Annotated in this window: 11 protein-coding genes; 6 read left to right on the forward strand and 5 right to left on the reverse strand. The window is 62.6% G+C overall.

The genetic code is table 11. The features are described 5' to 3' along the window. Window positions 1-98: 98 nt before the first annotated feature. The gene (locus ACZ5IU_RS09460; protein WP_464416630.1) at window positions 99-1211 is read right to left on the reverse strand and encodes a hypothetical protein; all 1113 of its coding nucleotides are present in this window, start codon (window positions 1209-1211) and stop codon (window positions 99-101) included. A 125-nt stretch (window positions 1212-1336) separates the two neighbouring features. Between ACZ5IU_RS09460 and ACZ5IU_RS09465 the strand changes: the two genes are divergently transcribed. After that, on the forward strand, window positions 1337-2218 hold the full coding sequence (locus tag ACZ5IU_RS09465) for a LysR family transcriptional regulator (protein ID WP_464416632.1): 882 nt from the start codon (window positions 1337-1339) through the stop codon (window positions 2216-2218). Between the two features lie 91 nt (window positions 2219-2309). Here the strand turns inward: ACZ5IU_RS09465 and ACZ5IU_RS09470 are convergent, their stop codons facing one another. Together ACZ5IU_RS09470 and ACZ5IU_RS09475 are read right to left on the reverse strand one after the other, a co-directional pair. Then, window positions 2310-2834, reverse strand: a complete 525-nt coding sequence (locus ACZ5IU_RS09470; RefSeq protein WP_464416634.1) for a nitroreductase family protein — start codon at window positions 2832-2834, stop codon at window positions 2310-2312. A 1-nt stretch (window position 2835) separates the two neighbouring features. Then, window positions 2836-3252: a hypothetical protein gene (locus ACZ5IU_RS09475; RefSeq protein WP_464416636.1), complete on the reverse strand. Its 417-nt coding sequence runs from the start codon at window positions 3250-3252 to the stop codon at window positions 2836-2838. Between the two features lie 186 nt (window positions 3253-3438). On the opposite strand from ACZ5IU_RS09475, the gene ACZ5IU_RS09480 reads away from it, so the two are divergent. Further along, window positions 3439-3699, forward strand: a complete 261-nt coding sequence (locus ACZ5IU_RS09480; RefSeq protein WP_464416638.1) for a hypothetical protein — start codon at window positions 3439-3441, stop codon at window positions 3697-3699. 29 nt (window positions 3700-3728) lie between these two features. On the opposite strand, the gene ACZ5IU_RS09485 is transcribed toward ACZ5IU_RS09480, so the two are convergent. Next, on the reverse strand, window positions 3729-6887 hold the full coding sequence (locus tag ACZ5IU_RS09485; RefSeq protein WP_464416640.1) for a clostripain-related cysteine peptidase: 3159 nt from the start codon (window positions 6885-6887) through the stop codon (window positions 3729-3731). Window positions 6888-7217: 330 nt separating this feature from the next. Between ACZ5IU_RS09485 and ACZ5IU_RS09490 the strand changes: the two genes are divergently transcribed. Beyond that, on the forward strand, window positions 7218-8264 hold the full coding sequence (locus tag ACZ5IU_RS09490; protein ID WP_464416642.1) for an SBBP repeat-containing protein: 1047 nt from the start codon (window positions 7218-7220) through the stop codon (window positions 8262-8264). Between the two features lie 57 nt (window positions 8265-8321). Here ACZ5IU_RS09490 and ACZ5IU_RS09495 read toward each other — a convergent pair whose 3' ends face one another. After that, entirely contained in the window at window positions 8322-9959 is a 1638-nt protein-coding gene (locus ACZ5IU_RS09495) for a ribulokinase (RefSeq protein WP_464416644.1), read from the reverse strand. A gap of 157 nt (window positions 9960-10116) precedes the next feature. Here ACZ5IU_RS09495 and ACZ5IU_RS09500 point away from each other — a divergent pair, with 157 nt between their 5' ends. The 3 genes from ACZ5IU_RS09500 to ACZ5IU_RS09510 are packed head-to-tail and all read left to right on the forward strand — an operon-like array spanning window position 10117 to window position 13286. Continuing rightward, complete coding sequence (locus tag ACZ5IU_RS09500; protein WP_464416646.1) at window positions 10117-10758, forward strand: L-fuculose-phosphate aldolase; 642 nt, start codon at window positions 10117-10119, stop codon at window positions 10756-10758. A 2-nt stretch (window positions 10759-10760) separates the two neighbouring features. Then, complete coding sequence (locus tag ACZ5IU_RS09505) at window positions 10761-12239, forward strand: rhamnulokinase (RefSeq protein WP_464416648.1); 1479 nt, start codon at window positions 10761-10763, stop codon at window positions 12237-12239. Between the two features lie 48 nt (window positions 12240-12287). Then, window positions 12288-13286, forward strand: a complete 999-nt coding sequence (locus tag ACZ5IU_RS09510; RefSeq protein ID WP_464416650.1) for a substrate-binding domain-containing protein — start codon at window positions 12288-12290, stop codon at window positions 13284-13286. Window positions 13287-13294 lie beyond the last annotated feature (8 nt).

Genomic DNA, 13294 nt, shown 5'->3' on the forward strand with positions numbered 1-13294 from the left:
GTGGACTTTTTCCGTGCGATGATATGATCACAAATATGCGGCTATCCCAAATAAAATTTAGACAAGCGTGGATCTGTTTATTTACATGATCCTCCTAATTATTGACTTGACGCTCTTTTCAAAATAAAAAATCGCATCAACACAATACTTCCTAATATAATTCCGACGGCTCCCATAATGGAAAACATGACGTTGGATATTTTGCTGAAAGGAATAAAAGACGCCCAGGCTGCTGCGAAGATCGTAATGCTGACAATGATGGCGATGTGCAGCTTTTTGTTGCCGCGGTCATATCTTTCGGCGATCAGAAACAATCTGCCGGAAACGGTCGAGAAGATGGCCGCAACGATAATGAATGAATAAACAGCGGACAGTTTCGGTACAAAGAATTGCACCACCGCCAGCAAGGGCACCTCTGCGCCCGCAATGTGATTCATGGCGGTAAGCACCAGATAAACGACGACCGCCGTTGCAGCGTAATAGAACATCGAGGAAAAGATGCCGGACAAGGCCGCCTCTTTTCTACTGCCGCACAGGCCGCCTGTGGCGGAAGTCCACGCAAAGCCCGAGCCGATCAGGAGCCCGGCCGAGGATACCCCGCTGAGATAAGGATTCCGAAAACCAAAAACGTTGGCTCGTAGAACCTTTCCCGCCGCCGCATACTGATCGACGTTGGCGGAGCCTGCAAAGGGGCCGACCTCTGACGTGAGGGCGGCGTAGCCTCCACAGAGCAGAACAAACAGAACAATAAAAACGCAAAGATAGCTCAGGATGTACCTGAGCTTCTCAAGGCCGAGCAGTGCGGCTATAATGCATAAAGTCCCCATGAGCGCGGCTCCGACAAACGCAGGAAGCCCGCTGTACTGACTAATCGTAGCGCCTGCCCCGCTCATCATGGTGAGCGTGACGCAAATCATGCTGACGTAAATATAACAATCGAGCACGATACCGAGACGCCGGCCGAAAAAATGGGAATATATCTCGTTGCCCTTCGTAAACTGCTGTTCATATCCCGTCACATACACCGCGCTCAAGACCGCAATACAAACAAGCGCCGCTATGAAGACTCCCCAAAATGCGTACTGCGCGCCCCAGGCACCGAAAAACTGCAAGGGTTCCACACCGGTGGCAAAGCCGGAGCCGATGTTGTACCCCGCAAAAGATGCGCTCGTGAGCAATACCGATGCGAATGGAGATTTGCTATCTTTCATTTTTCATCCCTTCTCAAACACGAATGCAATATTTTTACTATTTTAGCAAGTCCATAGCTTTCTGAGAAACGACAAGATATAATAAGACTATAACAAGTCGTTATAGCTGTTTGGGGGAGAGCATAATGGATGTTGAAAAGATCAAGGCCCTATTCGTAGCAGTTGAGCTCGGCAGCATGAACAAAGCCGCAGATGCGCTCCGATATACGCAGGCAGGTCTGACGCGCATGATGAACCGTCTGGAAAAAGAAATCGGCTTTCCCCTTCTTGTCCGCAAATATAGCGGCGTATCACTGACAGAAGATGCAAAGCGCCTTGCGCCGGCGATCAGAAAGGTAATACAGGATTATGACGCTCTGAGCGCCGAAATCGAGCAGATCAGAAACGCGCATAAGGAAACGATTCACGTTGCAACCTTGGCAAGTGTCGCCATCCAATGGATGCCCGTCGTCATTCAGCGTTTCAGCGCAAAGCATCCGAATGTGAGTGTCGATTTTCGAATGGTGGATTTGTCGAATACAATTGAGTTGCTGTTGGACAAGGATGGGATGGACATCGTTTTCACCAGCAGACTTACCGAAGGGAAGTATGACTGGGTCTATCTGAAAGATGACCCGTTATATGCGGTTCTTCCGCCTGATTACGACAACAAGGGTGAGGCGGTATTCAGTCTCGAGAAGTTGGATGGCCAGGATCTTTATGTGGCGTCACAAGGGTTCGATGTCGATATGATGCACGCCATGGAGTCCGTCAGCGCAAAACCGAACTACATCCCAACAAACATCGATGATCAGGCTTTAATCAATCTGATCGAGCACGGTATGGGTTTGACTATCCTGCCGGAGCTGGCGATACGCGGACGCTGCGACAAGGTGCGCGTCCTGCCGGTGTTTCCTCATTCGCACCGGGAACTCGGGATCGCGATACGTTCCCTCAAAGAGGCTTCGCCCGCTATCCGTGACTTTATCGTCGAGGCGCAACGGGTGGTTGCAGAAAACGAACATTGATTCTGAGCAAAGGTTAAAAGGCGGTCATGAAGCCGGAAATCAGGATCGCGATCATGGCGCGTATCCTGTTGCCCGCTGTCCATCGCATCCGTCAGAGATAGTACCCCTCGTACATCACCGTCTCTTCAAGCGGCTTCCTCTCCGTCTCGTGCCGGTCGGGGCTCAGGAAGCCTTTTTCCGGGCGCCCGAGGAAGAGCAGCGTCGTCGGTTCGATATATCCGGGGAGGCCGAACTCTTCGGCAATGATTCGCGGGTCGAAGAGGCCGACGAGAACGCTACCGATGCCTCGCTCCCGCGCGGCGAGCATCATGTGGTCGCACACGATGCCGATGTCCAGGTCGGCCGAACATTTTTGGTCGAAGGGACGCACGAGCGCGTCTCTCGCGTCCCGGCAGACGATGAGGACGCATCGGGAGTTGAAGGTATGGTACGCCTTCCGGACCTTGAGAATTCCATCGGGCTGCCGGACGACGATGATCCGCTGCGGCTGCCTGTTGCACGCGGTCGGCGCCACGCGCGCGGCGGAGAGGATATAGCCGAGGTCGCTCGCGTCGATTTCCTTGTCGGTGAAGCCTCGTGTCGTGCACCGTTGTCGCGCCAGGTCCAGAAATTCCATTCTATTTTCCTCCGTCTTTGATGCCATACTTGTCCTGTGCGTACATTGCGTTTTTCAGGCCTCTCGAACTTTTTTGCTCTTGCGATGCGAGCGATTTCGAGAGGGATTCCTGAAGCTGCCGGGCAAGCACGCGTTTTTTTTCGGTTTCGTCTCCCAGCTCCTGAACCTCTGCCGGTTCCGGAAGCGGCAGCACCATCGGTTCGAGGTATTCCAGGCGAACCAGCGCCTGGACGTATCGAAGATCGATGTCCAGCGCCTTGGACAGGGAATACGCGTCGAGATCCTTTTCCGGGTTGTTTTCGATATAGTCGCGAATGACATGGAAAAGGGAGTTCAGCCTGTCCATGCAGTTCGGACAGATTTCGGGGCCATCGCCGGAAAAAAGCTTTTGGCAGAGCGAGCACGTCATGAGTTTCATTCGATAAAAAACCCTCCCGAAATGTACCTGCGCATATTATACGGATTCTTGCGGACGTTCGGAACACGAGATATGCTTATTTGTATAATTAAAAAGAATGCATTCATTACATTGATGTGGATTAGGTTATTAATGTCATATTTTCGTTGCCTCACAGGGTGTATGGATGGAGAGAAGAAGGATGCCATGACGACGGAGGAGCGCAACGAGGCGGTGAGCCGGAGATTGATTGAGGAGGCCGCGAATTTTCAGACCGTCGCGCGGGACTCGCGCGGGTTCCTGGCTGGGTGTGGCTCCGACCGGCAGACAGGTGACGATCGACGGCGTCGATTTCGATCGGGCGTCGACGGTCTGCTCGTCAAACATGGAGGCGCCGCCAATACGTTCGAAGCGCTTCTCGGGATCGGGGCGATCCGGCCGGTCGGGGACGCGGAGGGAGAGGCCTAGCCAGGCCGGCCGGTGTCGCTTTATTCGCGCTATCGGAGGCGCTGGTAGACAACCGTCATTCCCGTCTGCGCGTTCGTAACGGTGAATACGGTTCCCGTCGGGTCGATCCGGAAGTACTGGCTGAAGACCATCCCGTTCGCGGTCCGCACGTGCATGACGTCCCCCTGGACGCTGAACACGCCCGATTCGTAGGGTGCTCCGTCGATCCAGACCTGGTAGCGATTCCCCGCGACCTGCATGACGAGCTGCTGGCCGTTGAACATGGTTCCCCACGTTCCGTCGAGGGTGATGCCCTGTGATTGCGGCTGGGGTTTCGGCTGCGCGGTGGGCTTCGGCGCGGGCTTCCCCCTCGTGTAGATCACGGCCGTATCGGTGTCTGTGAACGTCGCCGTCAGGCTGTTGTCCTCCCTGTTGACGCCGAAATACAGCGACACTGCCGTGCCGGACGCCGGGGCGATGGTCAGAAGGTTGTCCCGGACGGTGAACGCGCCGCGGATCCGCGCTCCTTTGTCCGGAATGTAGACTGCCGATCCTTTCGCGAGCGTGAGTGTACTGCCGTCGTTTCCGTTCCACGTTCCGCTCAGGAATTCCCGGGGGAAGTCGGCTTCGCCGATGGGGACGAGCCGGAGGAACGATCCGTCCGATGCGCTTACGGTGGTCCACGAATGCCTGCCGTTTTCGGTCACGAGGACGGCGAATTTCCGGTCGATCGGGACGAGGCGTTTCCCGTCATCGCTTGGGACGCAGGAGGTCAGCATCGGCAGTCCGCGCGGTTCCCAGAGAAAGGAAAGTTCGACGGGCTTTTCGCCCATGCTTTCGATGACGCCCCGGAACGTTCTCCCGTTATTTGCGTCGTCCCGGAGGTCCATGACGACCCCCGTGGGCGCCATCGTGTATTCCTTCGGGTTGGAACGCAACGGAATCGCGCCGAACGCGGCGTATCGTCCGGGCAGTTTTTCCGTTCCGAAGCGGTGCGTCGCATCGATGTACGGAGTGAGCAGCGGGTTTGCCGCGACGACGACGGGACCGCCGAGAAGCGCGGCTCCCCGGCCTCCGATGGATTCGGCCTTTCCGAGAATGCGGAGGATCTTTCCCCCCGGGATGAGGTCGAGGATGACGTCGAGTCCGTCGCCCCACTCGATCGGTTCTCCCGGAACCGCGACGATCCTGCCGTCCGGGCCGAACTTCAGGAGCGAGGGACGGACGATCCCGTCCGGCTTCGGTTCGACGTTGCTGACGGAGACGCCGTTTTCCGTGGGAACGATGGAAATGATGCCGGCGATCCTGTAGTCGGTCGCGTCGACGGTGATTTCGATCGGGACCTCGCCCTTCGTCTCGGCGTCGGCGTAGGTCGCGGCGATGGTGAAGCGGGAGAGGTCGGCGACGTTCCGGTACTTGATCGTGACGGGGACGCTCCGGTCGCCGTTCGCGAGCTTGTGGACGAGTCCCCCGATCTGGTAGAGGAGTTCGTTCCGGCCGTCGGTGAAGACGGGGGTCAGTGCCGTCGTGACGTCCGCGGCCTCTTCCTTTTTCTTTGCGCTCGCTTCGGGATCGATGTCCTCGTCGAGGAGCAGCGTGTCGTGGACGACGGTGTATTCGCCGTTTTCGGCGTCGGCCCAGGCGAACGCGGCGTACCCCCAGAGGATGGCCTTCCCGTCGAATGTGAGTTTCACGTAGCTTCCGCGGATGTCGCCGCCGGACAGCGGGACGACCTCCCGGGCCGGAGCGATGTCGAAGTCCTTCCCTCCGGTGGGTTTTCCGACGCCCGCCTTGAGAACCGGGCTGCCGACTTCGATGGCGACGACCTTCGGCGGCGTCATCCCGTCGACCTTCTGCCGCTCGTACAGCGCGGAGAGGGCCGCGTTCCAGCCCGTCTTCCGGCTGAAGTCCAGGTCGTCGTACCCCGCGCGAAGGTTGTCTTCGCGAAGCGGCGCGTAGAGGGAGAGGCCCTTGCAGAACGGAAGCATCGGCCCCTTTTCCGTCGTGATGATCAGCGCGTCCAGGGCCTTCTCGAGGGACGCGATCCGTGCGGCCGGAGGATTCGCGAGCGTTTTCGACAGGCGGGAGATCCAGTCCCGGAAGTCGATGCTCGAAATCGAATCCTTCTTCCTGAGGAAGTCCTCGCGCCCGCCGTAGTTCTGCGAGTAGAAGATCGTCCGCGTTATGTTCGCCCATTCTCCGGGGATCATGGTCGTCAGTGTGTCGGAAAATGCCCTGAACGCGCCGAGGAACGCGTCCGTCTTCGAGAGGTCGAATGCCGTGTAGGAGCCGTCCCGGTCGCCGTTTTCGAGGAATCCGCTGACGCCTGCGCGAACCATTCCCGCGGCGATGTCGCGGGTGTCTTTCCCGGAGACGAAGAGCGGGAGCGCCTTCGTGAAGTCCATGCCGACCCCCGGGACGGTGGGGGCGGAGGCGACCATGTAGCGCGCGAACGGGGCGCATGCGGCGACCGTTTCGGCCTGTCCCATGAGGCACATGTCGAAGAAGACGAGGTCGAACGCCTTTCCGGGACAGAGAGGCGCGGTCCGTTCGAGGACGGCCCTGAACTCCTGGAGCGTGATCTCGTCCGTCTTCTTCGCGGCGCCGGGGGCGTCGTCGTCGTTGGCCATGTTGATCCATCCCGCGCCGTGGTCCGACATGAAGAGGGCCACCTTTCGGGAGGGGTAGTTCCTGAGGGTTTCGCGGATGAAGTCCCCGAGGAGCTTCGGGTCGCCCATGTTCAGTTCGCCGTAATCGTTGAGGAGTTCGGAGCCGAGCGCATCGTCGGCGGACGATTTCCTGAGGCGGTAAGCGCGCGTTCCGGTCCAGTCTCCAAAGGCCTTCGTGTATCCCTTCGATCGGTCGATGAGGAGGATCACATCGAGACCGGATTCGGGACAGGCCCGCTCCATCTCCTTCACGTCGGCGAGGAGGTAGCGTTCGAGGTTATTGTCGCCGTCGACGTAGGCGATGATCGTCCATTCGCGCCCACCAGCCGCGGCGCCCGGCGTCGGTTCCGCGGCGTCGCCGGGATCGGGGAGCGTCGGGAGGTCCGGCAGGGCGGGGAGCTTCTGGAGTCCCGCGCCTTCGGTCGGACCGGGAAGCGACGGAAGTGCCGCCGGGGCCGGGGCCGCGAACAGCAGCGCCGCAACGAGGACGACCGCCTGAAGACACGGTTTCGTGAACCGTACATCGCGCTGTGTGAGCATCTCGTTTCTCCTCCCGTATGAGGCGTTAGGTCCGGAGACGGATGAAGACGTCCCCGGCCGGAGAGCATCATGACACAGTGTTCTCGCTATTGCAACGCGCTGCATCATGCCGGTGTGCGGGATGCGAGTGGTCCATGAATGATGGGTTCCGGTATCCATTCATTGACCGCGCGGTTTCCGGTATGATAAACACAAAAGCAGATGGATTTTTCGAGTTTGTGCGCGTTATTCGTATTGTGCGCCGTTCCGGAGAGATCGTGCCCGGCTCGGCGCCGGGAGCGGTTTTCGGAAAGGAGTGGTCGCGATGTTCCGTCAGGTGTCCGGATGTGAATGCGGTGTCGGAAGGTACGAGAAGGTCCGCGCCCGTGCGGCGCGGTCCCCGAGGCGCGCGGATGCGCCGTCGCGCGGCCGTTCGCGCGGATGTCCGGGGGCGGCGCGGCCGTCGGGAAGGGATCGCTCCCCGGCCTCGTCTACGGAACGTTCCTCGGCGGGGTCGGAATGGACAGGGCCTACGCCATCGCGGTCGACGCGTCGGGAAACGCGTACGTGACGGGGCAGACGGCTTCGGACAGCTTCCCGGTCACGCCGGGATCGTTTTCGAACCTGTATCACGACAATGGAGACGCCTTCGTCTCGAAGCTCAGCGCCGACGGTTCGCTGCTGCTCTACTCGGCGTATCTCGGCGGCGACAAGGGCGAGGCCGGCATGGGCATCGCCGTGAACGCGACGGGAGAGGCGTTCATCACCGGGATGACGGCCTCGCCCAACTTTCCGGTGACTCCGGGCGCCTTCGATACGACTTATACGGGCGCGGGATATTCGGACCCGTTCGTGGTGCGGATCGCGCCCGGCGGGGTGTCGCTCGTCTACGCCACGTACCTCGGGGGCGACGGAATGCTCAATGACGAGGGGCGCGCCATCGCCGCCGATTCCGCGGGGAACGCCTACGTGACCGGATGGACGCTCGCGGCCGACTTTCCCGTGACGCCGGGCGCGTTTCGGATGGCCTTCTGCGGCGGCGTTTGGGACGGGTTCGTGACGAAGTTCCACTTCGGGGGCGTCGGGCTCGCCTGGTCGTCGTATCTCGGAGGGAACGATTCCGATGCGATCTATGGGATCGCCGTCGACGCCTCCGGGAGCGCGTACGTCTCCGGATGGACGACGTCGACGAACTTCCCGGTTACGGAGGGAGCCTTCCAGACGCACTACGGCGGCGGGCTCATCTTCGACGCGTTCGTCGCGAAGGTCCGGACCGCCGGAGGCGTCACTCCGGCGGCCGGCGGAAGTGGGGGCGGCGGGTGCTCGGCGGCGGGGACGCCGTGGATGGCGCTGCTTCTCGCGACGGCTCTTCTGACGCTTCGGAAGCGCAGGCGCTAGACGGCTTCGGAGACATTCCGGAGCGGGCGGGGAGTCTCCAGCCCGCTCCTTCGTTTTCTAGCGGATCAGCTGTTCCGCCGCCTCGCCGAGCGCGCGATACGAGCGGTATCGCCCGTCGTAGAACGACCGCAGCGCGGGGTCGGGTGCGTAGGTCGCGCGGGCGGGGCTCGCCATCCGTTCCTGCGCGTCGCGGACGGTCCCGTGGATTCCGGAGGCGACTGCCGCGCAAACGGCCGCCCCGAGGGCGCACGGCTGCGCGGACTTCACGACGCGGATCGGGACGCCCATGACGTCGCTCTGGACCTGCATGACGAAGGGGTTCCGGTCCGGGATGCCGCCGACCGCGATGACGTCGTCGATCGAGATTCCTTCGCGCAGGAAGAGTTCCAAGATGGCCCGGGCGCCGAACGCGGTTCCCTCGACGAGCGAGCGGAAGAGGCGCGGGGCGTCCGTCCCGAGCGAGAGCCCCGCGACGGCCCCCGTGAGGCGCTGATCCGCGAACGGCGTCCGTCGGCCGTTGAACCAGTCGAGCGCGATCGGGAGCGATGCGTCGGGCGGCAAGACGGCGGCCGCGTCGGAGAGCGCCGGAAGGATCTTCTTTTCGAAGTCGGCGACATTGCCCCCGAGGTGTGTGATCGGCCAGAGGAGCAGGCGGCGGAACCAGTCGTAGACGTCGCCGAAGCCCGACTGCCCGGCTTCGAGCCCGACGAGGCCCGGGACGACCGAGCCGTCGACCTGGCCGCAGATCCCCGGGATCGTCCGGTCGCCGATCACCTCAGGGTCGACGACCATGATGTCGCATGTCGACGTCCCCATGATCCGCAGCAGGGTCCGCTCGCGGATGCCGCTGCCGACCGCGCCCGCGTGGGCGTCGATGATTCCGGCCGCGACGGGGATTCCGGGTGCGAGCCCGAAGCGCTCCGCCCACTCCGGCGAGAGGCCGCCGGCGGCCCGGTCGGACGTGACCGTTTCGGCCGCGACGCGGCCGCGGACGCCCGCGAGCAACGGATCGACCTGCGTCCAGAAAACATCGGGCGGCAATCCGCCCCACTCCGCGCACCACGCCCCCTTGTGCCCGGCGGCGCAGCGGTTCCGGCGGATGCCGGCGGCGTTCCGAACGCCCGTGAGCAGCGCGGGGATCCAGTCGCTCTGTTCGACCCACGAGAACGCGGCCGCGCGGACCTTCGGCGAGACGCGCAGGACGTGGAGGATCTTCGCCCAGAACCACTCCGACGAGTAGACGCCGCCGACACGGCGCGTGTAGTCGATCGGCGAGCGTCGGGCGGCGTCGTTGATAGCGGCGGCTTCGTCGACGGCCGTGTGGTCCTTCCAGAGAAGGAACATCGCGTCCGGGTCGTCCGCGAATTCCGGGAGCAGCGCGAGCGGAGCGCCGGACGCATCGACGGCGCACGGCGTGGAGCCCGTGGCGTCGACGCCGATCCCGGCGACTGCGGCGCGTTCGTCGCGCGTCAGCGGATCGAGGGCCATCCGTACGGCTTGCTCCATCGCCTCGATGTAGTCGCGGGGGTGCTGACGAAAACGATTGGATGCAGGGTCGCAATGGCGTCCCTCCGCCCATCGCGGGAAGGGGGCCGTTCCGGCCGAGATCTCTCTGCCGTCCGTCGCGCCCACGACCAGCGCCCGGACGGAATCCGTTCCGAAGTCCACGCCCAGGACAGCGCGTTCGTCGTCCATGCTTCGCTCCTCCTTCAAAGATGCTCCGTAACGGTGCGCGGCATCTTTTCTTCCCTTCGTAGTGTATTATATCGAATGAAAAGTAAATGCCCGTTGTTTCGCGGAATACGGAGCGGACAAACGGGCGCCGGGTTCCGGCGCGAATGGAGGAAACGATATGAGAATGGAAACGGCGCGGACGCAGATCGTTGAGTTCGGGCGACGCCTCGTGACGGCGCGTCTGACGACGGGGACGGGCGGGAATCTGAGCTTTTTCGACCGGAAGGAGGGGCTCGTCGCGATCAAGCCCTCGGGCGTCGACTATTTCGAGATGAAGCCGGAGGACGTCGCGCTCTTCGAGCCTGACGGAACGCCCGTCGAAGTTCCGAAGAAGCCGTCGAGCGAGACGGCGATGCACCTCGAGGTCTACCGCCGGCGACCCGACGTGAACGCGGTCGTCCACACGCACTCGGTCTTCGCGACGACGATCGCCTGCATGGGGTGGGAGCTTCCGGCCGTTCACTACCTCGTCGGCTTTTCGGGATACAAGGTCCCGCTCGCGAAGTACGCGACCTACGGAACGCCCGAACTCGCCCGCAACACGGCCGACGCGCTCGGCTCGTTCAACGCGGTCCTGATGGCGAACCACGGCCTTCTCGCGGTCGGCCCGACGATGCTCGGGGCCTTCTCGACGGCCGAGGAGATCGAACTCGTGGCGCAGATCTACGTTCGCGCGAAGGCGATGGGCGACCCCGTCATCCTCCCGAGGGGAGAGATGGAGGTCGTCATCGGGAAGTTCGCGAACTACGGCCAGAAGTGACCATGAACCCCCGACGCCTTCTCGCGTTCGACCTCGGCAGCTCGGGCGGCCGGGCGCTTTGGGGAACCTTCGACGGTGGACGGCTGTCGATGGAGGTTCTCCGCACCTTCCCGAACGGACCGGTCCGGATGCACGGAGGCTGGTACTGGGACATGCTCCGGCTCGTGTCGGAGGTGGAGGAGGGAATCCGCGCCGCGGTCCGGAAGAGCGGCGGCGAGCCGTTCACGATCGGCGTGGATACATGGGGCGTCGACGTCGCGCTCGTCGACGAAACGGGGCAGATCCTCGGGAATGTCCATAACTACCGCGATCCCCGGACCGAAGGGCTCTACGACGAAATCTTCCCGCTCCTGCCGCGCGAGGAGATCTACGCGACGACGGGAATCATGTTCATCCAGTTCAACACGCTCGTTCAGCTCTTCGCGGAGAAGAAGGCGCGTCCCTGGGTGCTCGAACGGGCACGGCGCCTGCTCTTTCCGCCGGACTTCTTCAACTGGGTCCTGACGGGGCGGTGCGTCAGCGAGCGGACCATCGCGTCGACGTCGCAGTTCCTCGACCCCGGAACGGGCGAGTGGGCGCGGGACCTTCTCGACCGGCTCGGAATCCCGCACCATTTCCTGTGCCCGATCGTCGCGCCCGGAACCGTCCTCGGACCGCTGACGCCCGAGATGCGCTCCATCACGGGGGCGCCGGAGAGCGTCCGCGTCGTCGCGGTCGGCGGACACGACACGGCCTCGGCGTTCTACGCGACGCCGGCCGTCGGGCCGGACTGCGCGTTCATCAGCGCGGGGACGTGGTCGCTGCTCGGACGCGAACTCGCGACGCCGGAGCGCTCCGCCGCGTCGATGGACGCGAACTTCTCCAACGAGTGCGGCGTCGCCGATACGATCGCGTACAACAAGATCCTCGGAGGGCTCTGGCTCATCCAGGAGTGCCGCCGGTGCTGGCGCGAAGCGGGGAACGACCTCTCGTTCGCGGACATCCACGCCGCCGCGCGGGAGGCGGAGGGGCTCCGCTTCGTGTTCGACCCCGACGACCCCCGTTTCATGAATCCGGACGACATGCCGCGCGAGATCGCCGCGTGGTTCGTGGACCGGGGAGAGGACGCGCCGCAGACCGCAGCGGAGATCGCCCGGTCGGTGTACGAGAGCCTCGCGCTGAATCACGCTCTTGCGATCGGGGATATGGAACGGATCTTCGGACGGCCCGTGACGGCCGTTCACATCGTCAGCGGCGGGTCGCAGGCCGAGCTTCTGTGCCGCTTCACGGCGGACGCCTCGGGCCTGCCGGTCCACGCCGGGCCCGTCGAGGCGACGGCGGTCGGCAACATGCTGTCGCAGCTCGTCGCGACGGGAGACGTTTCCGGAACGAAGGAAGGGAGGGAGATCGTCGGACGATCGTACGACATCGCGACCTACGAACCGGGGCGGGATGGGAAGTGGGACGCGGCCCTGCGGAAGCTCCGGGCCGCGCGGGGATGAGTTCTCCCCCCGAAAACGGGGGATCATCGCACGAAGGAGAGTGTGGATATGAGGAAGAACGTATCTGTGGCTCTTGCGCTTGTCATGGCTCTTTCCCTGATCCTCTGCGGCGTCGCCGCGGAGGCGAAGGACGCCGAAATCGCGGTCGTCGTGAAGATCAGCGGTATTCCCTGGTTCAACCGCCTTGAAGAGGGCGTCAAGCGGGCGGCCGGCGAACTCAAGGTCAACGCCTATCAGCAGGGGCCGTCGGACGCCGACCCGGCGCAGCAGGTCAAGATCGTCGAAGACCTCATCGCCAAGGGCGTGAGCGCGATCTGCGTCGTCCCGAACGACGCGAAGGCGCTCGAACCCGTCTTTGCGAAGGCGAAGGCCAAGGGCATCATCGTCCTGACGCACGAGTCCGACAAGCAGAAGGGCGCGGATTTCGACATCGAGCTGATCGACAACAAGAAGTTCGGCGAGATGAATTTCGAGCGCGTCGCGAAGGCAATGGGCGGCAAGGGCGAGTTCGCGGTATTCGTCGGCAGTCTGACCGTTCCGCTCCACAACTACTGGGCGGATGTCGGCCTCGCCTACGTGAAGGCGAAGTATCCGGAGATGAAGCTCGTCACCGACCGGATCCCCTGCGGCGAGTCGGTCGAGGAGTCGTTCAAGAAGACGAACGACCTTCTCAAGACCTATCCGAACCTCAAGGGCATCGTCGGCTTCGGAAGCCTCGGCCCCATCGGCGCGGCGCAGGCCCTGAAGAAGAAGGGCCCGGCGGGCGCTGTCGCGGTCGTCGGAACGGTGATCCCGAGCCACGCGGCCCCCTCCCTCAAGGACGGCTACATCACGCACGGCTACCTCTGGGATCCGGCGGACGCGGGCTACGCGATGGTCGCGGTGGCGAAGGCCATGCTCGACAAGCAGGAGATCAAAGAGGGGCAGGAAATCAAGGGACTCGGCGCCATGAAGATCGTGACTGACCCGGACACGAAGGGAAAGGTCATCACGTTCGACAAGATCCTCGACATCACGGCGGAGAGCGCCGGGAAGCTCGGCTTCTAGCGGCGCGG

The sequence above is a fragment of the Lactivibrio alcoholicus genome, assembly GCF_055390895.1.